This is a genomic window from Pseudomonas sp. GB2N2, from assembly GCF_054897705.1.
The window spans coordinates 2,468,038-2,491,435 of record NZ_CM142701.1; the positions used below are offsets into that span (position 1 = coordinate 2,468,038).

The 23,398-nt window shown below is 59.9% G+C and carries 20 protein-coding genes and 5 tRNA genes; 10 read left to right on the forward strand and 15 right to left on the reverse strand.

The genetic code is table 11. The features are described 5' to 3' along the window. The first annotated feature begins 20 nt into the window (after positions 1-20). On the forward strand, positions 21-3,299 hold the full coding sequence (locus ACYZT4_RS11465; RefSeq protein ID WP_461987856.1) for a sensor domain-containing protein: 3,279 nt from the start codon (positions 21-23) through the stop codon (positions 3,297-3,299). A 233-nt stretch (positions 3,300-3,532) separates the two neighbouring features. Here ACYZT4_RS11465 and ACYZT4_RS11470 read toward each other — a convergent pair whose 3' ends face one another. The 9 genes from ACYZT4_RS11470 to gltX form a co-directional block, all read right to left on the reverse strand. Continuing rightward, positions 3,533-4,492, reverse strand: coding sequence for a tRNA dihydrouridine synthase (locus ACYZT4_RS11470; RefSeq protein ID WP_461987858.1), 960 nt, complete (start codon positions 4,490-4,492; stop codon positions 3,533-3,535). 63 nt (positions 4,493-4,555) lie between these two features. Beyond that, positions 4,556-4,993 carry an acyl-CoA thioesterase gene (locus ACYZT4_RS11475; protein WP_461987860.1) on the reverse strand — a complete coding sequence of 146 codons (438 nt, stop codon included), beginning with the start codon at positions 4,991-4,993 and terminating at the stop codon, positions 4,556-4,558. A gap of 48 nt (positions 4,994-5,041) precedes the next feature. Beyond that, complete coding sequence (locus tag ACYZT4_RS11480; RefSeq protein WP_461987862.1) at positions 5,042-5,875, reverse strand: alpha/beta fold hydrolase; 834 nt, start codon at positions 5,873-5,875, stop codon at positions 5,042-5,044. 30 nt (positions 5,876-5,905) lie between these two features. Continuing rightward, entirely contained in the window at positions 5,906-6,445 is a 540-nt protein-coding gene (locus tag ACYZT4_RS11485) for a TetR/AcrR family transcriptional regulator (RefSeq protein WP_461987863.1), read from the reverse strand. A gap of 212 nt (positions 6,446-6,657) precedes the next feature. After that, a tRNA-Glu gene (locus ACYZT4_RS11490) sits at positions 6,658-6,733 on the reverse strand. Between the two features lie 79 nt (positions 6,734-6,812). Then, positions 6,813-6,888: transfer RNA gene (locus ACYZT4_RS11495), tRNA-Ala, on the reverse strand. Between the two features lie 53 nt (positions 6,889-6,941). After that, positions 6,942-7,017: transfer RNA gene (locus ACYZT4_RS11500), tRNA-Glu, on the reverse strand. Between the two features lie 79 nt (positions 7,018-7,096). After that, positions 7,097-7,172 (reverse strand) — tRNA-Ala (locus tag ACYZT4_RS11505). A gap of 239 nt (positions 7,173-7,411) precedes the next feature. After that, positions 7,412-8,893, reverse strand: a complete 1,482-nt coding sequence (gene gltX / locus ACYZT4_RS11510; RefSeq protein ID WP_461987865.1) for a glutamate--tRNA ligase — start codon at positions 8,891-8,893, stop codon at positions 7,412-7,414. Positions 8,894-9,113: 220 nt separating this feature from the next. On the opposite strand from gltX, the gene ACYZT4_RS11515 reads away from it, so the two are divergent. Together ACYZT4_RS11515 and ACYZT4_RS11520 are read left to right on the forward strand one after the other, a co-directional pair. Beyond that, the gene (locus ACYZT4_RS11515) at positions 9,114-10,163 is read left to right on the forward strand and encodes an HlyD family secretion protein (RefSeq protein ID WP_461987866.1); all 1,050 of its coding nucleotides are present in this window, start codon (positions 9,114-9,116) and stop codon (positions 10,161-10,163) included. Next, entirely contained in the window at positions 10,153-11,703 is a 1,551-nt protein-coding gene (locus ACYZT4_RS11520; protein WP_461987868.1) for an MDR family MFS transporter, read from the forward strand. The genes ACYZT4_RS11515 and ACYZT4_RS11520 overlap by 11 nt, the downstream gene beginning before the upstream one ends. 88 nt (positions 11,704-11,791) lie before the next feature. On the opposite strand, the gene uvrB is transcribed toward ACYZT4_RS11520, so the two are convergent. Continuing rightward, complete coding sequence (gene uvrB, locus ACYZT4_RS11525) at positions 11,792-13,807, reverse strand: excinuclease ABC subunit UvrB (protein ID WP_461987870.1); 2,016 nt, start codon at positions 13,805-13,807, stop codon at positions 11,792-11,794. 336 nt (positions 13,808-14,143) lie between these two features. Between uvrB and ACYZT4_RS11530 the strand changes: the two genes are divergently transcribed. Together ACYZT4_RS11530 and ACYZT4_RS11535 are read left to right on the forward strand one after the other, a co-directional pair. Then, positions 14,144-15,340 carry an amino acid aminotransferase gene (locus ACYZT4_RS11530; RefSeq protein ID WP_461987872.1) on the forward strand — a complete coding sequence of 399 codons (1,197 nt, stop codon included), beginning with the start codon at positions 14,144-14,146 and terminating at the stop codon, positions 15,338-15,340. Positions 15,341-15,512: 172 nt separating this feature from the next. Continuing rightward, entirely contained in the window at positions 15,513-15,722 is a 210-nt protein-coding gene (locus ACYZT4_RS11535) for a hypothetical protein (protein ID WP_461987874.1), read from the forward strand. Here ACYZT4_RS11535 and ACYZT4_RS11540 read toward each other — a convergent pair. Continuing rightward, a complete protein-coding gene (locus tag ACYZT4_RS11540) occupies positions 15,719-15,949 on the reverse strand; it encodes a hypothetical protein (protein ID WP_054054139.1) in 231 nt (76 codons plus the stop codon). The two genes, ACYZT4_RS11535 and ACYZT4_RS11540, sit on opposite strands and share 4 nt — an antisense overlap. Before the next feature lie 227 nt (positions 15,950-16,176). Here ACYZT4_RS11540 and ACYZT4_RS11545 point away from each other — a divergent pair. After that, positions 16,177-16,252 (forward strand) — tRNA-Asn (locus tag ACYZT4_RS11545). A gap of 161 nt (positions 16,253-16,413) precedes the next feature. Here ACYZT4_RS11545 and ACYZT4_RS11550 read toward each other — a convergent pair. Continuing rightward, positions 16,414-17,931 carry a nucleobase:cation symporter-2 family protein gene (locus tag ACYZT4_RS11550; RefSeq protein ID WP_461987875.1) on the reverse strand — a complete coding sequence of 506 codons (1,518 nt, stop codon included), beginning with the start codon at positions 17,929-17,931 and terminating at the stop codon, positions 16,414-16,416. Between the two features lie 256 nt (positions 17,932-18,187). Between ACYZT4_RS11550 and ACYZT4_RS11555 the strand changes: the two genes are divergently transcribed. Both ACYZT4_RS11555 and ACYZT4_RS11560 read left to right on the forward strand, forming a co-directional pair. Beyond that, on the forward strand, positions 18,188-18,469 hold the full coding sequence (locus tag ACYZT4_RS11555) for a BrnT family toxin (RefSeq protein ID WP_461987876.1): 282 nt from the start codon (positions 18,188-18,190) through the stop codon (positions 18,467-18,469). A gap of 3 nt (positions 18,470-18,472) precedes the next feature. After that, complete coding sequence (locus ACYZT4_RS11560; RefSeq protein WP_461987878.1) at positions 18,473-18,790, forward strand: BrnA antitoxin family protein; 318 nt, start codon at positions 18,473-18,475, stop codon at positions 18,788-18,790. On the opposite strand, the gene ACYZT4_RS11565 is transcribed toward ACYZT4_RS11560, so the two are convergent. Both ACYZT4_RS11565 and xth read right to left on the reverse strand, forming a co-directional pair. Then, positions 18,787-19,614, reverse strand: coding sequence for an arylamine N-acetyltransferase family protein (locus ACYZT4_RS11565; protein WP_461987880.1), 828 nt, complete (start codon positions 19,612-19,614; stop codon positions 18,787-18,789). The two genes, ACYZT4_RS11560 and ACYZT4_RS11565, sit on opposite strands and share 4 nt — an antisense overlap. A gap of 112 nt (positions 19,615-19,726) precedes the next feature. Continuing rightward, positions 19,727-20,521 carry an exodeoxyribonuclease III gene (xth, locus tag ACYZT4_RS11570; protein ID WP_461987882.1) on the reverse strand — a complete coding sequence of 265 codons (795 nt, stop codon included), beginning with the start codon at positions 20,519-20,521 and terminating at the stop codon, positions 19,727-19,729. 126 nt (positions 20,522-20,647) lie between these two features. On the opposite strand from xth, the gene ACYZT4_RS11575 reads away from it, so the two are divergent. Then, a complete protein-coding gene (locus ACYZT4_RS11575; protein WP_461987884.1) occupies positions 20,648-21,241 on the forward strand; it encodes a GNAT family N-acetyltransferase in 594 nt (197 codons plus the stop codon). A gap of 81 nt (positions 21,242-21,322) precedes the next feature. Next, a complete protein-coding gene (locus tag ACYZT4_RS11580) occupies positions 21,323-21,649 on the forward strand; it encodes a hypothetical protein (RefSeq protein ID WP_461988658.1) in 327 nt (108 codons plus the stop codon). 62 nt (positions 21,650-21,711) lie between these two features. On the opposite strand, the gene ACYZT4_RS11585 is transcribed toward ACYZT4_RS11580, so the two are convergent. Next, a complete protein-coding gene (locus ACYZT4_RS11585; protein ID WP_461987886.1) occupies positions 21,712-23,283 on the reverse strand; it encodes a sensor domain-containing diguanylate cyclase in 1,572 nt (523 codons plus the stop codon). Positions 23,284-23,398: the final 115 nt, after the last annotated feature.

Sequence of the window (23,398 nt, forward strand, 5' to 3'; positions counted from 1 at the left end):
ATTCAGCCCAAGGCCTGCCAATGCCGAAATCTGTTGACCGTATTCCGCCGATGCCACGTATTCAGGCGCTTGACCCGAAACGGTCCGAGCAGAGCTGGGAAAGCGCGCCGCAGTTGCTCGCCGCCCTCAACGGCGCGCGTCTGGGCGCCTGGTATTGGGACATAGAGCGCGGGCAGATCAGTTGGTCGCGGGGGACGCAGGCGTTGTTCGGCTTTGACCCCCGCCAGCCGCTGCCCGCCGATCTGGAATACCTCGACCTGCTGCCACCCGAAGACCGGGCGAAAACCGTGCGCGCGTTTCATGCAGTGATTGCCGGCGCCCCGCTGGAACAAGCGATGCACCACCGCATTCGCTGGCCCGATGGCAGCCTGCACTGGCTGGAAATCAACGGCAGCCTGCTACCGGATAAAGACGGGCGGCCCCGGATGATCGGGGTGATCCGCGAGATCACCCACCAGCGCCAGCGCGAGCAGGCGCTGAGCAGCTCGGAAAAACGCTTCGCGACGCTGTTTCACCTGTGCCCGAACATGGTCTTGCTGACGCGCCAGGAAGACGGCTTGATCACCGAAGCCAACCAGTATTTCGAAAGCCTGTTCGGCTGGCCGGTACAAAATGCGATTGGCCGCACCACCGTCGAACTGGGCTTGTGGGTGCACCCGGAACAACGGGAAAAACTGGTCAGGGCAACCAAGGCCAAAGGCGAACTGGTGAGCATGGAAGTGCAGTTTCGCGCCAGCAATGGTCAAATTCACGACGGCATTCTCAGTGCGCAGAAAGTTGAACTCGAGGGCCAGCCTTATCTGCTCAGCACGTTTCTCGACACCACTGAACGCAAGGTCGCCGAGCATGCCTTGAAGGACAGCCAGGAGCGTCTCGACCTGGCGCTGGACTCGGCGCAACTCGGCACCTGGGACTGGCACATTCCCAGCGGCATGCTCTATGGCTCGGCCCGGGCCGCCCAGTTGCATGGACTGGAAGCCAAACCGTTCCATGAATCCTTCGAAGAATTTTTCGAAGGCGTACCCAACGAAGAGCGCGGCAGCATGCGCGATGCCTATCGCAGCCTGCGCGAAGGTCCGGCGGGCAATTATCAGCTGACCTACCGCGTGCAACTGCAGGACGGTACCTCGCGCTACCTGGAAAGCCGCGCCCGCCTCTACCGCGATGAACATGGCGTGCCGTTGCGCATGGCCGGCACCTTGCTGGACATTTCCGATCAGGTCGAGCGCGAACAAAAGCTGGTCGCCTCCGAAGAGAAATTTGCCACCCTGTTCCAAGTCAGCCCGGACCCGATCTGTGTCACTCGCCAGGACACCGGCCAGTTCATCGAAATCAACTCCAGTTTCACCCAGACCTTCGGCTGGAGCACCGCCGAAGTGATTGGCCGCAGCGCCGACGAAATCGGCCTGTGGGATGCGTCGGCGAAGAGCCTGAGCCGAATCGAACAAGTCATCCGCGAACAAGGCCTGAACAATGTGGCCATTCTGGTTCAGCACCGGGACGGTCAATCGTTGACCTGCGTGATTTCCAGTCGTCAGATCAGCGTCGGCGAGCAGCCGTGTATCGTCACCACTTTGCGCGACATCACCCAGCAGCAGCGTTCGGAAGCGGCGCTCAAGGCCAGCGAAGAGAAGTTCGCCAAAGCCTTCCACTCCAGCCCGGACGCCATCACCATCACCGAACGCGACACCGGGCGCTATGTCGAGGTCAACGATGGTTTCTGCCGCCTGACCGGCTATCGCGCCGATGAAGTGGTTGGTCGCACGGTGTACCAGGTCGGGATCTGGGCCGAAGAAAAACAACGTTCGGCGCTGCTGGCCGAGCTACAGATCAAGGGTCGGGTGCACCACCAGGAAATGCTCGGTCGCAACAAGCGCGGCGAATTGTTGACCGTCGAAGTGTCGGTGGAGCCGATCACCCTCAATGAAACCGCTTGCCTGCTGCTGACCGCGCGGGACGTCAGCCTGCTGAAAAACGCCGAAGCGCAGATCCGCCACCTGGCCTACCACGACCCGCTGACCAACCTGCCAAACCGCGCGCTGTTGATGGATCGCCTGAGCCAGCAGATCGCCCTGCTCAAACGCCACAATTTGCGCGGCGCGCTGATGTTCCTTGATCTCGACCATTTCAAGCACATCAACGATTCTCTCGGCCACCCGGTGGGCGACACGGTGCTGAAGATCATCACCGCGCGCCTTGAAGCCAGCGTGCGCATGGAGGACACCGTCGCGCGCCTGGGCGGTGACGAATTCGTGGTGCTGCTCAGCGGCCTTGAAGGCTCGCGCAATGAGGTCAGCGCCCAGGTCCGCGGGCTGGCGGACACCTTGCGCGAGTTGCTGTCGGAGCCGATGTTCCTCGACGGCCAACGCCTGCAAGTCACGCCGAGTATCGGCATCGCGCTGATTCCCGATCACGGCTCGACTCCGACCGATCTGCTCAAGCGCGCCGACATCGCGCTGTATCGGGCCAAGGACTCGGGGCGCAACACCACGCAGATGTATCACAACACCATGCAGAAGGCGGCCAGCGAACGCCTGCGCATGGAAACCGACTTGCGCCTGGCCCTTTCCCGGGGCGAGTTCCACGTGCATTACCAGCCGCAGGTCGACGCCAGGGATAACCGCATCGTCGGCGCCGAGGCACTGGTGCGCTGGAACCACCCGGAGCTCGGTGCGCAATCACCTACCGAGTTCATCAAGGTGCTGGAGGACAGCGGGTTGATTCTGGAGGTGGGCACCTGGATCGTCGACGAAGCGTGCAATGCCTTCAAACAATTGACTGCCAAGGGACTGATCGATCCGTTGAATTTCAGCCTGTGCGTGAACATCAGTCCGCGGCAATTCCGTCAGAACGACTTTGTCGAGCGCATCGAGCACAGCCTCACCAGCCATGGCCTGCCCTGCTCGATACTGAAACTGGAAATCACCGAAGGCATCGTGATCCAGAACCTGGAAGACACCATCAGCAAAATGCGTCGCCTGAAAAAACTCGGCGTGAGCTTTGCCATGGATGACTTCGGCACCGGCTATTCCTCGCTGACTTACCTCAAGCGTCTGCCGGTCGACACCCTTAAAATCGACCAGTCATTCATCCGCGACGCCACCACCGACCCGAACGACGCCGAGATCATCCGCGCCATCGTCGCCATGGCCCGCAGCCTGGAGTTGAAGGTGATTGCAGAAGGCGTGGAAACGCCGGAGCAACTGGAGTTTTTGCAGGGGCTGGGCTGCCATCTTTATCAGGGGTATTTGCACAGCAGGCCGTTGCCGGTGGAGTCGTTCCAGAAACTCCTGAAATAACCCGAACCCACGTAGCAGCTGCCGAGCCTGCGAGGTTGCGTTCGGCTGCGCAGCAGTCGTGAAATCAAACGCCGCGGTGTTTCAGCTAAAAAGCTCTTGCAGGCTCGGCAGCTGCTACGGAGCGTGCGTAACGTTGGAGATTACTGGCACAAAAAAGGGCGCCATTGGCGCCCTTTTTTTACTGCTCTGCCTGAGTGCTGCGGAGCCTGCTTTTGCACCCTATTGATCGGGATTCAAGCCGCTTCGGCGACCTGCAAACCCAGCAAGCGCGACACATGATCCAGTTCGGTTTCACGGCGCAGGACGGTGAACAGCTCGACCGCCTCGGGATAATTGCGGGTCAGCATGGCCAGCCATTGCTTCAGACGACCCGGCGATTGACGGGCCGTCATCTGCGCCTTGGCCTGCAACCAGAAGTCCTGGATCAGCGGCAGCAGCTCGGCCCAGGTCATCTCGACCACTTGTTCACCGGCACGGGCAGCTGCAATTTGCCGGGCCAGGTCCGGGCGCGACACCAGGCCGCGACCGAGCATGATGTCTTCCACGCCGCTGATTTCGCGGCAGCGGCGCCAGTCTTCGACGCTCCAGATGTCGCCATTGGCGAACACCGGCACCTTGACCACTTCCTGCACGCGGGGAATCCATTCCCAATGCGCCGGCGGCTTGTAGCCATCGGTTTTGGTTCGCGCATGCACCACGATGTGTTCCGCGCCGCCTTCGGCCAGGGCCGTGGCGCAGACCAGCGAGCCGTCCGGGCTGTCGAAGCCGAGGCGCATTTTCGCGGTGACCGGAATGTGCGCCGGCACGGCACGCCGGACATGTTCGACGATCTGGTTGAGCAGCTCGGGCTCTTTGAGCAGCACTGCGCCGCCTCGGGACTTGTTGACAGTCTTGGCCGGGCAGCCGAAGTTGAGGTCGATGACTTCGGAGCCAAGCTCGCAGGCCAGCGCCGCGTTTTCCGCCAGGCACACCGGATCGGAACCCAACAACTGCACGCGCAACGGCACGCCAGACGCGGTGCGCGCGCCCGTGAGCAATTCAGGGCCGAACTTGTGGAAATAGGCAGGGGTAAGCAGTTGGTCGTTGATCCGGATGAACTCGGTCACGCACCAATCGATACCGCCCACACGGGTCAGCACGTCCCGCAGGATGTTGTCGACCAACCCCTCCATGGGCGCCAAAGCAATTTGCATGAAAAACACACTCGACGAAAAACGTGCGGCAGTTTACTGGTTTCGGCGCCGCGAAGGGGTCAATTAAATCGTTACTTGTAACGCCGGGCCGTAACCTTCGATGAACTCCGCCGGCATGCGCTTGGGCTTGCCCGTCGACAGTTCGATGCAAACAAACGTGGTTTGCGCGCGCAACAACGTGGTGTTGTCGCTCGGGCGCTTGAGCTGGAAGTGCCGGGCCATTTTCAGGCGCTGGTCCCAATCGACGATCCAGGTCGCCAATTGCAACTCATCGCCTTCATAAGCCGCGGCCAGGTAATCGATCTCATGTCGCACCACCGCCATTGCCCGATCCAGCCGCCGGTACTCGACCAGATCCAGGCCCAGCCGCTGGGAGTGGCGCCACGCGCAGCGTTCGAGCCAGGTCACGTACACCGCGTTATTCGCGTGGCCCAGGCCGTCGATGTCCTCGGCGCCCACTTCAAGATCAATGATAAACGGCGTTGCCCGATCCCAGCCCATGCCCCACTCCCGGTCAGATTATTGCGACCGGGGCAGTGTAACGGATGCTCAGGCTGATTGGCGCGATTGCAGGCTGCGACCGGCCAGCAGTGATAACACGCCATCAATCACTCGCGGGTCGGCGAGCACTCGCTGATGACCACCCTCTTCCAGCCGCAGCAAACGACTGTCGAACCAGGCTTCATGGATCAGTTGGGATTCCTTGACCGAGACGAAGCAATCGTCCTCGGCGTGCACGATCAGGCCCGGCATGTCGAGCTGATAGTGCGCGACATCCAGCGTCGCCGCGCGCATGCCCACGTCTTTCTCGACCTGACGAATGAACGCCGAACGGGCTTTTGGCGGCAGCCGCACATAGCGTGCGAAACCTCGCAGAACCCCTAGAATCCGCGCCGGGGCAGCAATCGTCACCAGGGTCTCGGTGCGCAGGCCCAACTGCACGGCGAGCATGGCGCTGGCACCGCCCATCGAGTGACCAACCACCGCTTGCAACGGTGGTAACTCGGCAGCAGCTTCCAGCATGGCGCGGGCGAACAGCACGACGTTGGCTTCGCTACCGGGCGAGCGGCCATGGGCCGGGCCATCCAGCGCAACCACGGTGTAACCGGCATCAACCAGCGCGGTGATCAGGCTGGCGAACTGCGTCGGCCGCCCTTCCCATCCGTGCATCAGCAACACCGCCGGGCCTTGCCCCCAACGCAACACCGAAAGGCCGAAGCGCAAAGTGATCCGTTCGGATTTTGCCAACAGCGGCAACTCCCAATCACGCGGCGGCAGGTCCCGCGGCGTCATGAATGCCAGTCGCATTTTGCTTGCGACCAGTTTCGGTGCAAACCAGCCCAGGGTGCCATTAACGCCACGAACCCACTTCAACGTGCTCATCGCTCTCCCTCCCAAGGCTCTGCCTTCAGGTCATAGCACCGCCGACTTGGCGGCACGCAGCAATCGATCGGACAACTCTCCCGGCCCCAGCGCCCGCGCCAGAGCCAGACCACCCACCATCAGAGCCATGTCAGCCAAAGCTTTGTCAGTGTCTTCCGGGCTGGCCGCCAACTGCGCGACCATCATTTCCAAATGCTCGTTCAACGCCTCGCGAAACGAGTCCGGCAGACGCCCCAACTCGCCAACGGACGCCGGGATCGGGCACGCGGAATCCGAGGAATCACGGTGTTTGCGCGACAGGTAAAACGCCGCCACCAATGCGCGACGCTCTTCGCCGGTCAACTCGGCATCCATGTCGGCGATCAAGCCGCGGCGGTGACTGAGCAGTTGCTTGAACGCTTCCAGCATCATCGCGTCCTTGCTTTCGAAGTGCGCATAGAAGCCACCCACCGTCAGGCCGGCTGCGCCCATCACTTCGCCCACGCTCGGTTCGGCCGGGCCACGCTGAATCAGCGCTGCGCTGGCGGCCTTGAGGATGCGTTCGCGGGTTTGAGCTTTTTTATCGTTCATCGTTGCCTCCGAATATTACGACTAGAATATTATTCTCATAATAATTTTCTGCAAGTCGTGATTGTGACCGCTGGTCTGAAGACTGGCCTGAAGACTGGCCTGAAGAGAAGAACAGTTTGAAAGAATTGGGGGATTTGGCCAAACGCCAGACAAACAAAAGGGCCATTCAATAATTGAATGACCCTTATAAAATCCCGCAGAGCGGGTAATCGTGGCGTCCCCTAGGGGACTCGAACCCCTGTTACCGCCGTGAAAGGGCGGTGTCCTAGGCCACTAGACGAAGGGGACGCAAAACCTTCTATACAACTGATCAGTGCTGAGAGCTGATCAATTCAAGGCCGGTGTGGCCAGACCTTGAACTGTAAATTGGTGGAGCTTAGCGGGATCGAACCGCTGACCTCCTGCATGCCATGCAGGCGCTCTCCCAGCTGAGCTAAAGCCCCGGATTTTTCGCCTCGCGGCGGAGCGACATCTTGCAACATCGCTTCTGTAAAAATGGCGTCCCCTAGGGGACTCGAACCCCTGTTACCGCCGTGAAAGGGCGGTGTCCTAGGCCACTAGACGAAGGGGACGCAAACCCTTCTATACACCCGATCAACGCTGAGTGTTGATCGCTTCAAGACCGGTGTGGCCAGACCTTGAAGTGTAAATTGGTGGAGCTAAGCGGGATCGAACCGCTGACCTCCTGCATGCCATGCAGGCGCTCTCCCAGCTGAGCTATAGCCCCTCATCGCTGAGGACGGGGCGAATCTTAATGGCGCTTCGGAAACGTGTCAAATTTATTTTTAACTATTTCCGAAGTTTTTTGCCGACATAACAATCACTTACCGCCCTCCCCCCGTAAATCCGGTGCATACCTGCATCTGTAGGAGCCAGGCTTGCCGGCGAATGGGACGCCGCGGTGTAGCTGTTACACGGTGTCATCGTTCTTCGCGGGCAAGTTCCGCTCCTACAGAAGCGTGGGGATCAGGCGATGTTAGCGAGGAGTTTTTCCCACTCCTTGTTTTCCTTCTTCGACACGCCACCGAGCAAGTCGATGGCTTGGCGCAGGCGGAAACGCGTCAGGTCCGGGCCCAGGATTTCCATCGCGTCGAGCACCGACACCGAGCTGGCCTGGCCAGTGATCGCGGCAAACATCAACGGCATAGCGTCACGCAGTTTCAATTCCAGGGACTCGACCACCGCCTGAATCGTCGCGGTGATGCTCTCCTTCTCCCACTGACGCAGGCTCTCCAGCTTCCACAGGATCAACTGCATCAACTGACGAACCTGATCGTCCGAGAGCTTCTTCGATTCAAACAGCTTGGCGTCCGGGTTTACGCCCCCGGCGAAAAAGAACCCCGCCAGCGGCGCGACCTGGCTGAAGGTTTCAACGCGGCCCTGCACGTGCGGCGCGATTTTCATCATGTATTCAGGGTTCAGCGCCCACGTCTGCAAGCGGCTGGCGAACTCTTCCACCGGCAAATCACGCAACCACTGGCCGTTGAGCCAGGAGAGTTTCTCGACGTCGAAAATCGGCCCGCCTAGGGAAACGCGGCTCAGGTCGAAGTGCTCGACCATTTCCTGCAACGAGAACTTCTCACGCTCGTCCGGCATCGACCAGCCCATGCGCCCAAGGTAGTTGAGCATCGCTTCCGGCATGAAACCCATGCGCTCGTAGAACGTGACCGACGTCGGGTTCTTGCGCTTGGACAGCTTGCTCTTGTCCGGATTACGCAGCAGCGGCATGTAGCACAGCTGCGGTTGCTCCCAGCCAAAGTACTCGTACAGCAGAATCAGTTTCGGCGCCGACGGCAGCCATTCTTCGCCGCGCAGCACGTGGGTGATGCCCATCAGGTGGTCATCGACGACGTTGGCGAGGAAGTACGTCGGCAGGCCGTCGGTCTTCATCAGCACTTGCATGTCCATGCGATCCCACGGGATCTCGACATCGCCACGCAGCATGTCCGGCACCACGCAGACGCCTTCGCTCGGCACTTTCATGCGGATCACGTGCGGCTCGCCGGCAGCCAGGCGACGCGCGACTTCTCCGGCCGAAAGCAACAGCGCACGACCGTCGTACCGCGGGGTTTCGCCACGGGCCATTTGCTCGGCACGCATCTGGTCCAGCTCTTCGGCGGTGCAGAAGCACGGGAACGCGTGGCCCATTTCAACCAGCTGCTGGCAGTACTTCTGATAGATCTCGCCGCGCTCGCTTTGACGGTAAGGTCCGTGCGGGCCGCCGACGTCCGGGCCTTCGCTCCAGTCGATACCCAACCAGCGCAGGGCGTCGAAAATCTGCTGTTCGGACTCGCGGGTCGAACGCAACTGATCGGTGTCCTCGATCCGCAGGATGAACTCACCGCCGTGCTGCTTGGCAAAGCAGTAGTTGAACAAAGCGATGTAAGCGGTACCTACGTGGGGGTCCCCGGTAGGCGATGGCGCGATGCGCGTGCGGACGGTGGTCATGGCAAGTCTCGAAATGAAGATAAAACAAAGCGCGAATGGTAACAGGCGTTGCCCGCCCGGCTCCAGTGAACAGGGCATTTAAGCCAAGGTTGCGTCTACAACGGGCCTCCGTCGCGATGAATGATGGATTATCAGCCGCTGGCATTTACCCACTATCGACTGTATGCCAGATTCGCCTGCTGATAACTTCCCTTACAATTTCTCGACTACAGTTTGCCCCATGCCTGCCCAACTCAAGCGCCGCCTGTTTATTTTCCTATTGATCGTCCTGTTGATTGCCGGGGGCTTTTTTGCCCAGTGGTTCTTCAAGGGGCGGTTTTATGAAAGCACCGATAACGCCTATGTCCAGGGTGAGATCACCCGCGTGTCGAGCCAGTTGGGCGCGCGCATCAATCAGGTGTTGGCGCAGGACAACCAGCACGTCGAGAAAGGCCAGTTGCTGATCAAGCTCGAAGGCGATGACTTCCATCTCGCCGTCGACCGCGCCAATGCCGCCCTCGCCACCCGCCAGGCCGAACGTCTGCAAGCCCAGAGCAAACTGACTCAGCAAGGCAGCCTGATCGCCGCCAGCGACGCGCAAGTCGCCTCCAGCCAGGCCAGCCTGGGCCGCTCGCAAATCGACTTGTCTCGCGCGCAAACCTTGCGCAAACCCGGTTATGTTTCAGAGGAACGGGTAACCACCCTTTCCGCCGATAACCACATAGCCCGCTCGCAAGTGAGCAAGGCCCAGGCCGACGCGCAAAGTCAGCGCCAGCAGGTCAATTCCCTGAGCGCCGAAATCAAACGCCTCGACGCCATGATCGCCAACGCGAAAACCGATCTGGCCCAGGCCGAACTGAACCTCACCCGCAGCGAAATCCACGCGCCGATCAGCGGCCTGATCGGCCAGCGCGCCGCTCGCGAAGGCCAATACGTGCAGGCCGGCGCCTACCTGCTGTCGATCGTCCCGGATCAGGACATCTGGATTCAGGCCAACTTCAAGGAAACCCAGATCGGCCACATGCAGCCCGGGCAGAAAGCCGAGCTGACCTTCGACGCCTACAGCGACATGCCGATCGAAGCGCGGGTCGACAGCCTGTTCGCCGCCTCAGGCGCGCAGTTCAGCCTGTTGCCGCCGGACAATGCCACGGGCAACTTCACCAAAGTCGTACAACGGATTCCGGTAAAACTGACCTTCGCCGCGGACAATCCGCTGCACGGCAAGATTCGTCCGGGCATGTCGGTCACCGCCAAAGTGAACATCAAAGACGCCCCTGACGATGGCCGGTGATCAACTGCTGCGCCCGGTCGGCGAACCGACCCGGCGCGACTGGATCGCGGTGATGAGTGTGATGCTCGGCGCCTTCATGGCGGTGCTCGACATCCAGATCACCAACTCGTCGCTCAAGGACATTCAAGGCGCGCTGTCGGCGACTCTCGAAGAAGGCTCGTGGATTTCCACGTCGTACCTGGTGGCGGAAATCATCATGATTCCGCTGACCGCGTGGCTGGTGCAGTTGCTCTCGGCGCGGCGTTTGGCGGTGTGGGTTTCCCTCGGATTTCTCGCTGCATCGCTGCTGTGCTCGATGGCGTGGAGCCTGGAAAGCATGATCGTGTTCCGCGCGCTGCAAGGCTTCACCGGCGGCGCGCTGATCCCGCTGGCGTTCACCCTCACGCTGATCAAACTCCCTGAGCACCATCGCGCCAAAGGCATGGCGATGTTTGCCATGACCGCCACCTTCGCGCCCTCCATCGGCCCGACACTTGGCGGCTGGCTGACGGAAAACTGGGGCTGGGAATACATCTTCTACATCAACATTCCGCCGGGCCTGATCATGATCGCCGGCCTGATGTATGGCCTGGAAAAGAAAGAGGCGCACTGGGAACTGTTGAAAAGCACTGACTACCTGGGGATCGTCACGCTCGGTGTCGGCCTCGGTTGTCTGCAAGTGTTTCTGGAGGAAGGCCATCGCAAGGACTGGCTTGAATCGAACCTGATCGTCACCCTTGGCAGCATCGCACTGGTCAGCCTGATCACCTTCGTGATCGTGCAGTTTTCCAAGCCCAATCCGCTGATCAACCTAGGCATCCTCGGTAATCGCAACTTCGGTTTATCGAGCATTTCCAGTGTCGGGATGGGTGTCGGCTTGTATGGTTCGATCTATTTGTTGCCGCTGTATCTGGCGCAAATCCAGAACTACAACGCCCTGCAGATCGGCGAGGTGATCATGTGGATGGGCGTGCCGCAGCTGTTCCTGATTCCGCTGGTGCCGAAACTGATGAAGATTATCTCGCCAAAATGGCTGTGCACCCTGGGATTTGGATTGTTCGGGCTGGCAAGTTTTTCGTCGGGGGTGCTGAACCCGGATTTCGCCGGGCCACAATTCAATCAGATCCAGATCATCCGCGCGCTGGGCCAGCCGCTGATTATGGTGACCATCTCGCTCATCGCCACCGCGTACATCCTGCCGGAGGATGCGGGGTCGGCGTCGAGCCTGTTCAACATCCTGCGCAACCTCGGCGGCGCGATCGGCATCGCCCTGCTCGCCACGTTGCTGGATGCGCGGACCAAGACTTACTTTGATTACTTGCGCGAATCAATTGTGCCAACCAACCCGCAAGTGGCCGAACGCATGGCCTCACTGACGGATCGCATTGGCAGTGAAACGGCGGCGCTGGGCAAGCTCAGTGAGATTGCCCATCAGCAGGCATCGATCATGGCGTACAACGATGCGTTTCACTTTGTCGGGATTGCGCTGGGGATCAGCATGATTGCCGTGTTGCTGACCAAGAAGTTGCCGGCGGGGTTGAAGGCTGGGGAAGCCCATTAAATCAGTGGTGCCCCAATCGCGAGCAGGCTCACTCCTACAGGGTTCAGCGTAATCCCTGCTCGCGATGGGGCCCAAAAGGCGCTAGAGATCAGACGGCGATCAATCGCTCCCGCAGCTTGCTGATCTCGTCGCGCATCTGCGCCGCCGCCTCGAATTCCAGATCCCGCGCGAGCTGGTACATCTTCTCTTCCAGCCCTTTGATCCGCTTGGCGATTTCTCCCGGCGAGCGCAGTTCGGCTTCGTACTTGGCGCTCTCCTCGGCAGCCTTGGCCATGCCCTTGCGCTTCTTGCTGCGCGAACCCGGTACGGTGGCGCCTTCCATGATGTCGGCCACGTCCTTGAACACACCTTTGGGCGTGATGCCGTTGGCCAGGTTGTAGGCGATCTGCTTGTCGCGGCGACGCTCGGTTTCGCCAATCGCCCGCTCCATCGAACCGGTGATCCGGTCCGCGTACAGAATCGCCCGGCCATTGAGGTTACGCGCCGCGCGGCCGATGGTCTGGATCAGCGAGCGCTCGGACCGCAGGAAACCTTCCTTGTCCGCATCGAGAATCGCCACCAGCGAGACTTCCGGCATGTCCAGGCCTTCACGCAGCAGGTTGATCCCCACCAGCACGTCGAAAGCGCCGAGGCGCAAATCGCGGATGATTTCCACCCGCTCCACGGTATCGATGTCCGAGTGCAGATAACGCACGCGCACGCCGTGGTCAGCCAGGTAATCGGTCAAATCCTCCGACATGCGTTTGGTCAGCGTGGTGACCAGAACCCGTTCTTCCAACGCCACACGCTTGCCGATTTCCGAGAGCAGATCGTCGACCTGAGTCAGCGCCGGGCGAATTTCGATTTGCGGGTCCACCAGACCAGTCGGGCGCACCAGTTGCTCGACCACGCGACCGGCGTGTTCCGCCTCGTAATTGCCCGGCGTGGCCGAAACAAAGATCGTCTGCGGGCTGATGCTTTCGAACTCGTCGAAGCGCATCGGCCGGTTATCCAACGCTGACGGCAGGCGGAAACCGTATTCCACCAGAGTTTCCTTGCGTGAACGGTCACCTTTGTACATCGCACCGACCTGCGGCACGCTGACGTGGGATTCGTCGATCACCAGCAAGGCATCGGCCGGCAAATAGTCGAACAAGGTCGGTGGTGCCTGACCGGAATCGCGGCCCGAGAGGTAACGCGAGTAGTTTTCGATGCCGTTGCAGTAGCCAAGTTCGAGGATCATCTCGAGGTCGAAACGGGTGCGCTGCTCCAGACGCTGGGCTTCCACCAGTTTGTTGTTGGTACGCAGGTAGTCCAGGCGCTCCTGCAATTCGACCTTGATGCCCTCGATGGCGCCGAGCAGGGTTTCCCGCGGCGTTACGTAGTGGCTTTTCGGGTAGAAGGTGAAGCGCGGCAGTTTGCGGATGACCTCGCCGGTCAGCGGATCGAACGCCGACAGACTCTCGACTTCGTCATCGAACAGCTCGATGCGGATGGCTTCGAAATCGGATTCCGCTGGGTGGATGTCAATGACGTCACCGCGCACACGGAAAGTCGCGCGGGCAAAATCCATGTCGTTACGGGTGTATTGCAGGTCGGCCAGGCGACGCAGCAGGGCGCGCTGATCGAGCTTGTCACCGCGATCCACGTGCAGGACCATTTTCAGATAGGTTTCAGGGCTGCCCAGACCGTAGATGCACGACACGGTGGTGACGATGATCGCGTCCTTGCGCTCCAGCAGCGCTTTGGTCGCCGAGAGTCGCATCTGTTCGATGTGATCGTTGATCGAAGCGTCCTTCTCGATGAAGGTGTCCGAGGACGGCACGTAGGCTTCGGGCTGATAGTAGTCGTAATAGGAAACGAAATACTCAACGGCGTTGTTTGGGAAAAACGCCTTGAACTCGCCGTACAACTGCGCGGCCAGGGTTTTGTTCGGCGCCAGCACCAAGGTCGGGCGCTGCACCTGGGCAATGACGTTGGCGATACTGAAAGTCTTGCCCGAGCCGGTCACACCGAGCAATGTCTGGTGCGCCAACCCGGCTTCGATGCCCTCGACCATCAGGCGAATGGCTTCTGGCTGGTCGCCGGCGGGCTCGAAGCGAGTGACAAGCTGGAATTCAGACATTCAATACCCCTGATTCGCGCCTGGCCGATCAAACTGGCAGGAACGGGAAAGACCACAAACGACCGACGTCGCCCGAGGAAAAAACTGGATTGCACTCAATGTGGTGCCGATTGCCCTCGCTTTCAAGGCAAACGTCCTACATCCCTCGACATCTTTGACGCAGCCAATCGACTAACGGTCGAAAAATAATCGAAAAAACTTACGCTAAAAGCCGAATCGACTGTCGCCATCGATCGCAGATGGCCTCTATACTAGCTCCCCGTTTGTGCACCGCTCTAGTGCATTCGGCTGGAGCGCGACACGTCCCTCCACACTCCATTCAGAGCCGCCGCAAAAATGAGCCTGTTCTCCGCTGTCGAAATGGCACCACGCGATCCAATCCTGGGCCTCAACGAAGCATTCAACGCCGATTCCCGTACCAATAAGGTCAACCTGGGGGTCGGCGTTTACTGCAACGAGGAGGGGCGAATTCCACTCCTGCGCGCCGTTGTCGAAGCCGAGACGATTCGCGTCGCTCAACACGCTTCCCGTGGCTACCTGCCGATCGATGGCATCGCTGCCTACGACCAGGCCGTGCAAAAACTGCTGTTTGGCAATGACTCGCCGCTGATCACTGCTGGCCGAGTCATCACCACCCAAGCGGTGGGCGGCACTGGCGCACTGAAAATCGGTGCCGACTTCCTCAAGCAACTGCTGCCGAACGCCGTCGTGGCGATCAGCGACCCGAGCTGGGAAAACCACCGCGCGCTGTTCGAAACCGCCGGTTTCCCGGTACAGAACTACCGCTACTACGACGCCGCGACACACGACGTCAATCGCGCCGGCCTGCTGGAAGACTTGAACGCTTTGCCCTCCGGTTCGATCGTCGTGCTGCACGCCTGCTGCCACAACCCGACCGGCGTCGACCTGAGCCCGGCGGACTGGAACAATGTGCTGGACGTGGTGAAAGCCAAAGGTCTCGTGCCGTTCCTCGACATGGCCTACCAAGGCTTTGGCGACGGCATCCACGAGGACGCCGCTGCCGTGCGCCTGTTCGCTGAGTCGGGCCTGACCTTCTTCGTTTCCAGCTCGTTCTCCAAATCCTTCTCGCTGTACGGCGAGCGCGTTGGCGCCCTGTCGATCGTCAGCGAATCGAAAGAAGAAAGCGCGCGGGTGCTGTCGCAAGTCAAACGCGTGATCCGCACCAACTACTCCAACCCGCCGACCCACGGCGCAACCATCGTCGCCGCCGTGCTGAACAGCCCGGAACTGCGCGCCCAGTGGGAAACCGAACTGGCTGAAATGCGCCTGCGGATTCGCGGCATGCGCACGCAGATGGTTGATCTGCTGGCGCAACAGGCTCCGCAGCACGACTTCAGCTTCGTCGGCCGTCAGCGCGGCATGTTCTCCTACTCCGGCCTGACGGTTGAGCAAGTGACCCGTCTGCGCAACGAGTTTGGCATCTACGCTTTGGACACCGGGCGCATCTGCGTCGCTGCGTTGAACCAGAGCAACATTGACGCAGTGACCAAGGCCATCGTAGCGGTGATCTGAGTCGCAGGTTGATACAAAAAACGGGAAGCCCTTGGGCTTCCCGTTTTTTTTGCTCGCAGATAATTCTCAACCGGCGTGCCAAGCCCTCTAGACTGCGCACATCTACTTTGTTGGAGCCGGGTTGCCGGCTCCAACAGGGTTTGTGTACACCACCGATTCGATGTGAGCCGATATGAAAAACGATGACCTGCGCGCTGAGCGCGATGACCTGGACGAACTGGACACCTTTACCGCCCGCACACCCGCCAAACGCGGCAAGAACCTGGTCCTGCAAGTCGCGGCCGGGGTGTTTCTCGGCGGCCTGGCGTTGTGGCTGGTGCAACTGGGCGCGACGCTTCTATACGCCAAACTGATGCTCGGCACCGTGACGTTCGGCGGTTAAGCCAGTTCGGTCGCGCGCTGGCTGGCGGCGTCGTCATAGGCAACGTACAGCGATTCAGCGACCTGGCTTTTGATGGCCTTGGCACTTTCCAGACCCAGAACAAAACCCTCGGCTTTGCCGCCAGCACGGTTCAATTCGTCAGCGGTACTGGCCTGAGTGATTGCATCGAGGAGTTTTTCGGCGTGCGGGCCGACACCTTTTGGCAGGCTGATCTGTGCGATGCTCATGCGGACACCCCGCGGTTACAAGCTGTGAGGACTGGTTGATTCATGACGCGTACCTTTTCGGCGAATGGCCGGTAGCGCGTGTAACCACTTCCGGGCGGCCATGGTAGACCTCTGATGCGTTTCTGGTAACCGCCAATCGCCGATAAACCACCGCCCGTTCCCAAGAATTCATCCAACCGCCAACTGGTGCTTGACTTCTCTTTTTGAATCAGTAACATACACGCCATTCCGCGATAGCTCAGTTGGTAGAGCAAGTGACTGTTAATCACTGGGTCCCTGGTTCGAGTCCAGGTCGTGGAGCCAGACAAGCAACAACGAGAAGCCCCTGAACCGAAAGGTTCAGGGGCTTTTTTGTGCTGCTCATGAAGTCAAAAGATCGCAGTCTACGGCAGCTCCTACGTTGGGATGGCGTTCACCCTGTAGGAGCTGCCGCAGGCTGCGATCTTTTGATCTAGCTATCGCGATCAGACATGCTCACCGCTTTTCACCTGCACCGCCTTCGCCTCTCCATGCCCGTGGTCTACCTCCTCCACCGGGATTTCCTTGCCGTCGCAGTCGTGCAACCTGCCTTCGCTGAAGTAATCCCCTTCACGCAGCGCCGCCAGATCCTGATACCGCAAGACCCGCTCGGTCCCTGCCGCAAACACCGACTGTTGGTCCGAGTTGCCGGCGGTGAGGTGGTTGAAGGTCAGGTTCAACACGATGGCCATGATTGCCGAGGAGCTGATGCCCGAGTGGAAAATCGTCGCGAACCAGCTGGGGAAGTGGTCATAGAAGTTCGGCGCGGCGATCGGGATCATGCCGAAACCGATGGAGGTCGCGACGATGATCAGGTTGACGTTGTTGCGGTAGTCGACCTTGGACAAGGTGCGGATACCGCTGGCGGCCACGGTGCCGAACAGCACGATCCCGGCGCCGCCGAGCACGGAGGTCGGTACGGCGGCGATGACCCGGCCCATAAAGGGCAGCAAGCCAAGGATCACCAGGAACAAACCGCCAGTGGCGACCACGAACCGACTCTTGATCCCGGTCACCGCCACCAGCCCGACGTTTTGGGCGAATGCACTTTGGGTGAAGGAACCGAAGATCGGCGCGATCATGCTCGACAGCATATCTGCACGCAAACCGTTGCCGAGGCGTTTGGAGTCAACCTTGGTGCCGATGATTTCGCCGACAGCAAGGATGTCCGCCGAGGTTTCCACCAGTGTCACCATGACCACGATGCACATCGACAGGATCGCGGCGAAGTGGAAGGTCGGCATGCCGAAATGGAACGGCGTCGGGAAGCCAAACATCGCGCCCTGGGTGACGGATGAGAAATCCGCCATACCGAGGAACACCGCGATGATCGTACCGATGACCATAGCCAGCAGGATCGATAACCGCGAGATAGTCGCGCTGCCAATTTTGCTCAGCAACAACACCAGCACCAGCGTCACCGCCGCCAGACCGATATTCGCCATGCTGCCGAAGTCCGGAGCATGGCTGTTGCCACCCATGGCCCAGCGCGCAGCCACCGGCATCAGCGTCAGGCCGATGGTAGTGATCACAATGCCCGTCACCAGCGGCGGGAAAAACTTGGTGATGCGCGAGAACACTGGGGTGATCAGCAATCCGATCAATGAGGCGGCGATCACCGCTCCGAGAATTGACTGAAATCCGCCCTCCCCACCACTGCTGACAATCGCCACCATGGTGGCGACGCCCGAGAAGGAAACGCCCTGCACCAGCGGCAACTGACAACCGAAAAACGGTAAACCAAGGGTCTGGAGTAACGTCGCCAGCCCCCCTGCAAACAATGAAGCAGCAATCAACAAACCGATATCTGCCGGCGAGAGCCCGGCCGCTTGGCCAATGATCAACGGCACCGCGACGATGCCGCCGTACATGGTCAGAACATGTTGCAGGCCGTAAGCCATATTCGCGCCGACCCCGAGGTTTTCGTCCTCAGGCCGTGGGTGTGAAACATGGGGCGTTTTCATGTTTGAAGGGTTCCCTGGTTTTTGTTATGCGCACACTGTATGCAAGACTCAGGACAAATGTCTATAGAGTTGTATACAACTCGTCAGTCAGATTATGGACATGTGTCCATTTCAGCCAACTGCCCCATCAAGCACTCCGCCAATAAACCTTGAAATATATGCGCATCGGGCCCCGTCTTTTATCCCGCTAGTCTTTTGAGTTCCTGGCGACCACCGGTAAGGTCGCCCTCTTTTTTATACATATAAAGTATGCATAATGAAGCCATTCGAAATTCAGTATCACAAGGCAAAAAACGCAGCGAACAAACTCAAGCATCAAGGCATCAGCCTCGCCGAAACGGAAGCGGTCTTCCATGACGAGCGAGCGCTGACGATTCAGGACAATCACCATGATGAGCAGCGATGGATCATCATGGGGCTGGACGCCAAAGGTCGCTTGCTGGTCGTCGCGTACACCTATCGCGATCCGAATTTCGTTCGAATCATTTCCGCGCGCCTCGCCACGAAAAACGAGCGCCGCCACTATCTGGAGGCTTGAGTGATGAAAGATGAATACGACTTCAGCAATGCCAAGCGTGGAGCGGTCGCCTCCAGCAAAGGTAAAACCCGCATTACCATCATGCTCGATGAATCGGTCATAGAGGCTGCGCGTACGCTCGCGGAGAGCGAGGGGTATGGCTACCAGACGGTGATCAACAATACGCTCCGCCACGCCCTGCTCAATGACAAGGGAAAGCCAGCCGAGACCGCGCTCCTAAAAAAAGGCTTAACGGCCTCCGACCTGAAAAGCCTGGAAAAAAAGCTGCTGGACGCCGTCAGCGAAATCCATCGAATGATGGAGCCGGACGTGCGCCCCTAGGCGGGTTCGATCAATCGCTCAAGCGCACGCTTCAACTGCCCGTGCTCCGGCACCCGAATCCTGAACTCGCTCTCCAGCAGCCCAACCAGTTCACCCACGTCCGCAACTTGCCGACGCTCGCTTTCGCCACCGATCCGATGGATCGCATAGCTGCCATTGTTCAGCGTGCGCCGCCAGCCCTCACCGGTCCGCGCCACCATCAGCTGTTTGGCAAACGTCGATTCGGGATGGGTCGAGACGTACCAGTTGCCAACGGCGTAATCGATGTCTTCCTGGCGTTGCAGGTCGAAGATGTACATCGCTCGCCACTCACCGGCGACGTTGGCGCGCAGGGTATAGCCATCGACATGCTGTTCGATGCGATAGGGTTCGTGAGGTGTGAGTTGTTCCGCCTGGGTATCGAGCAGCAGCGGTCCGGTGGGAACCATGCCACCGAAGCCAACATCGGTGATGTAGCGCACGCCCTCGAGGGTGACCAGGCTCAAGCGGTGGGTACGCGCGGTCCACGCTCCTTCCGGCTGCCCCATGACGACGCGGCCGGAGATGCCGCGAGCATCGAAGCCCAGCGCCTGAAGCAAGGCGAGGAACAGGCTATTGAGTTCGTAACAGTAACCACCGCGGCGCTCGTGCAGAACCTTTTGCTCGATGGACGGCAGATCGATGCGGACAGGTTCACCGGACAGCGTCGTGAGATTTTCGAACGCAAAAGCCCCGGTATGCCGAAACTGCAACTGACGCAGGGTCTCCAGCGTTGGCGCAGGTGGCGTGTCGAAACCCAAGCGTTGCAGGTATAACGCAAGATTGCTCAGACGTGTTTCGTTCATTGCTAGGTCCTTATGCACGGTGCCGCGGATCACTCCGCCAATGGGCGCCATGTATAAGGGAAAAAGCGCTGCAAACGACAATTGATTTCGCCAATCGCTGTACTCGTGGACATCAACGCTGTTTGCGCGAGCTCAGTTGAATCCACGTCGGAGCATGGTCGCTGGCGTGCGGCTCGTTGCGCACCCAGGCGTCGACACCGGCCTCTTGCAGGTACGGGTTCAACGCGGGGTTGAGCAGTAGATGATCGATGCGCAGCCCGGAATTCTTCTGCCAGTGTTGTCGGAAATAATCCCAGAAGGTGTAGAGCCGATCCTCCGGGTACAAATAGCGCAGGGAGTCGATCCAGCCCTGATCCAGCAATCGCTGATAACACTCGCGGCTTTGCGGTTGCAGCAACGCATCCTTTAGCCAGGAGCGCGTGTTGTAGATATCGAGGTCGGTGGGCACCACGTTGTAATCGCCGGCCAGCACCACCGGGTGCTCGCTACTCTGCAGATCCTTCGCGTAGGCGATCAGCCGCTCGAACCACGCCAGTTTGTAGTCAAACTTCGGCCCGGGCTGCGGATTGCCATTGGGCAGGTACAAACAACCCACCAGCACTCCGTGCACCGCCGCTTCCAGATACCGGCTGTGGGTATCGCTGTCGTCGCCCGGCAGACCGCGCCGACTCTCCAGCGGCTGCGCATCCCGCGCCAGAATCGCCACCCCGTTCCACGACGACTGTCCCTGCCAGATTGCCCCGTAGCCGGCGGCTTCAAGTTCTGCGGCAGGAAAGGCGCTGTCCACCGACTTGAGCTCCTGCAAGCAGACGATGTCCGGCCTCTCGCGCTCCAGCCAGGCCAGCAGGTTGGGCAGCCGGGCGCGCATGCCATTGACGTTGAACGTTGCGATGCGCAGATTTTTCATGGGCCGGCGCTCCGGAAAAGTGTGTTCACGTGTGACCTCCACGCGTTCCGGTGGTTGCGTCGGTTGTCTCAAGTACGGCGTAATAGGCGCCCACTGCCCACCTGATCCGCCGAGAAAACCGACGTCATGAACACCACCCTGGAAGGTCACGCCATCAAACTGCGTCCGCTGCAATACAGCGATGCCGACGCACTGGTACAGGCTGCGAGTGACGGTGAGCTTTGGAACCTCACCGTGACCGTCGTGCCCTCCCCGACCACCGTCGACAGTTACCTGAAAAAAGCCCTGGATGGCCGGGATACCGGCACTGTCCTGCCGTTCGCCATCGTGCTCAAGGACACCGGCGAAGTCATCGGCTCCACGCGCTTCTGGAAAGTCGACCGGCCTAATCGCAAGCTCGAGATCGGCAGCAGCTGGATCTCGGCCCGCTGGCAAAAAACCTTCGTCAACACCGAAGCCAAATACCTGATGCTGCACCACGCCTTCGAGGTATTGAACTGTGTGCGGGTGCAATTCACCACTGATGAAAACAACCTGAAATCGCGCAACGCCATTCTCCGGCTCGGTGCGCAGCAGGAAGGCATCGTGCGTCACGAGCGAATCATGCCAGACGGGCGCAAGCGCAATTCGGTGCGGTTCAGCATCATTGACGATGAGTGGCCGCAGGTGCGCCAGCGTCTTGAACAAAGGCTTGCAGATAACGGATTCGACTCACCCTGAGACCGTTGGTCATCCTCCCGGCACCAACTGCACGGTAAATTCCACCAATATCAGGTACCGACTCTTCTTTGGAGACGCATTCTGATGAACATCAAAATCACATCACTGTTACTGGCGAGTCTTTTGGTGGTGGCATCCGCCAGCACTGTCGCAGCGACCGGTGACGGCGCAGACGCCACTGGCACAAAATCCGGATCGACGAGCGGCTCGACGATGGCGCCCAACAACAACCCGGGGCAGCCTTCGGGCAGCAACACTGGCGACGGCGGCAGCAAAGGCGATGGCGGCGCGGGCTCATCGAGCGGCAGTTCGGGCGGAGCTGGTGGCGGTAGCGGTTCAGGCGCGGGCGGTGGCACTGGGGGTGCGGGCGGCGGAACTGGCGGTGCCGGAGGCGGGACCGGCAGCTGAACGCACAAGAGTGACCCGTGACGTGAACTCACGGGGCGATGGTTGGCCGACACACCGTTCGCTCAACGATCTGAGCGCATCAGCTCGTCGAAGCCGCCTTCCTTCGACAGCACTGCCGAACGGTTTCGCCCGGAATGCTTGGCTTGATATAACGCCGCATCCGCACGCTTGATCAGCACTTCGGTGCTGTCCAGGCGAGTCGGAACAAAGGCATAACAACCCAGGCTGACGGTCACAAAACCGCTGGGTGCACCGCTGTGATTGATATTGCGTGCCATAACGCTGCGGCGGATCTGCTCGGCGATCACCAGCGCTCCATGAATATCCGTGCCCGGCAGCAACACGGCGAATTCTTCACCACCGTAGCGCACCGCCAGATCGACGCTTCGATGGCAGCAACTCTTCACCGCCCGCGCCACTTCTGCCAGGCAGTAATCACCCGCCACGTGTCCGTAAGCATCGTTGTAACGCTTGAAATAATCGATATCGAGCATGATCAGGCTCAGCGAAGTTGCCTGTCGGATGCCACGTCCGAACTCAATGTCCAGCGCCTGCTCGAACAATCGGCGGTTGGCCAGCCCCGTCAAACTGTCATGCGTTGCGATCAGCTTCAGCGCTTCCTTGGCCTTGCGCAAATCCTTCTCTACCCGCTCGCCGAGGCGCACCTGGCGCACGAATACCCATCCGAACAACCCCACGCCCAGCACCACCAGCGCCACGATGACGCTGGATTGAAACGCCGTGTCGTGCCACCCCTTGAGGATCGATTCCCGGGACGAGGCCGCGGACACCACCAACGGATACGCATCCAGTTGCCGGTAGCCATACAAACGGACGGTGCCATCGAGCACGGAACCCATCATCGCGTTGCCAGACATGGCACCGGCCAGGTGCTTGGTGAAAATATCCCCTTTGGCCAGTGACAGGCCGATCTGCGACTCCACGAACGGCCGCCGCGCCAGCAGTGTGCCGTCGGTCAGTGCGAGGAACATCGTGCCGTCGTCATCGAGGCTGAAGCTTTTGAAAAATTGATCGAAGTAGGACATTTTGATGCCGGCCATCAACACGCCGCGGAAATGACCGTCTTGATCGTTTACCCGCTTGGAAATCGGAATGATCCACTCGCCATTCGCGCGACTGCGAATAGCGGGGCCGATGTGCGCTACCGAAGACACGTTCTGCTGGTGAAACAGGAAATAGTCGCGGTCCGCCACGCTCGGGCCACGAGGCAGGTCTTCAAACGAGGTGACGACCCACTGGCCCTTCTGATCAAACAGGAAGATCCCATGCAACTGGCTCAGCGCCTGGACCCGACGGGCGAAGGTTTTCTGCAGGCGTGGCGTTTGTGCCAGGTCAAAACCGTCCGCCTGAATCCAGTCTGCCAAACTGGTCAGCACCAGATCGGCTTTCATGAACGTGTCTTCGGCCTGCTGCGCCATGGCGCGCGTCAGGTTCGAGGACGCCACTTCAGCCACCGCGAGATCGTGGCGGCGCGATTGCTCCAGTTGCAGGTACAGCAAACCGCACAGGCACAGACACACCACCGCAATAAACGCTACCGCTGCCTTGCGCAGCGGCAGCCGTTTCAAAGCGACGCCACTGGTGTGGCGCGGATCGTCATGGGAGATAGGCAAAAGCTCGTCCTGCAAGGGTAAGGCGTGGGCGAAGGCCCAAAACCCTTAATGTTTGCGAGCTTAGTCTACGGGATGGTGCGGGGCAATTGTCGTTTGGGCAGGCGTGGCATTGCAT

Excerpts from the sequence above, each read along its gene's own strand:
- ACYZT4_RS11465 (WP_461987856.1), top strand. The coding sequence starts at position 21 with ATGCCGAAATCTGTTGACCGTATTCCGCCGATGCCACGTATTCAGGCG.
- ACYZT4_RS11470 (WP_461987858.1), bottom strand. The coding sequence starts at position 4,492 with ATGCAAATTGCTTTGGCGCCCATGGAGGGGTTGGTCGACAACATCCTG.
- ACYZT4_RS11475 (WP_461987860.1), bottom strand. The coding sequence starts at position 4,993 with ATGGGCTGGGATCGGGCAACGCCGTTTATCATTGATCTTGAAGTGGGC.
- ACYZT4_RS11480 (WP_461987862.1), bottom strand. The coding sequence starts at position 5,875 with ATGAGCACGTTGAAGTGGGTTCGTGGCGTTAATGGCACCCTGGGCTGG.
- ACYZT4_RS11485 (WP_461987863.1), bottom strand. The coding sequence starts at position 6,445 with ATGAACGATAAAAAAGCTCAAACCCGCGAACGCATCCTCAAGGCCGCC.
- gltX (WP_461987865.1), bottom strand. The coding sequence starts at position 8,893 with ATGACCACCGTCCGCACGCGCATCGCGCCATCGCCTACCGGGGACCCC.
- ACYZT4_RS11515 (WP_461987866.1), top strand. The coding sequence starts at position 9,114 with ATGCCTGCCCAACTCAAGCGCCGCCTGTTTATTTTCCTATTGATCGTC.
- ACYZT4_RS11520 (WP_461987868.1), top strand. The coding sequence starts at position 10,153 with ATGGCCGGTGATCAACTGCTGCGCCCGGTCGGCGAACCGACCCGGCGC.
- uvrB (WP_461987870.1), bottom strand. The coding sequence starts at position 13,807 with ATGTCTGAATTCCAGCTTGTCACTCGCTTCGAGCCCGCCGGCGACCAG.
- ACYZT4_RS11530 (WP_461987872.1), top strand. The coding sequence starts at position 14,144 with ATGAGCCTGTTCTCCGCTGTCGAAATGGCACCACGCGATCCAATCCTG.
- ACYZT4_RS11535 (WP_461987874.1), top strand. The coding sequence starts at position 15,513 with ATGAAAAACGATGACCTGCGCGCTGAGCGCGATGACCTGGACGAACTG.
- ACYZT4_RS11540 (WP_054054139.1), bottom strand. The coding sequence starts at position 15,949 with ATGAGCATCGCACAGATCAGCCTGCCAAAAGGTGTCGGCCCGCACGCC.
- ACYZT4_RS11550 (WP_461987875.1), bottom strand. The coding sequence starts at position 17,931 with ATGAAAACGCCCCATGTTTCACACCCACGGCCTGAGGACGAAAACCTC.
- ACYZT4_RS11555 (WP_461987876.1), top strand. The coding sequence starts at position 18,188 with ATGAAGCCATTCGAAATTCAGTATCACAAGGCAAAAAACGCAGCGAAC.
- ACYZT4_RS11560 (WP_461987878.1), top strand. The coding sequence starts at position 18,473 with ATGAAAGATGAATACGACTTCAGCAATGCCAAGCGTGGAGCGGTCGCC.
- ACYZT4_RS11565 (WP_461987880.1), bottom strand. The coding sequence starts at position 19,614 with ATGAACGAAACACGTCTGAGCAATCTTGCGTTATACCTGCAACGCTTG.
- xth (WP_461987882.1), bottom strand. The coding sequence starts at position 20,521 with ATGAAAAATCTGCGCATCGCAACGTTCAACGTCAATGGCATGCGCGCC.
- ACYZT4_RS11575 (WP_461987884.1), top strand. The coding sequence starts at position 20,648 with ATGAACACCACCCTGGAAGGTCACGCCATCAAACTGCGTCCGCTGCAA.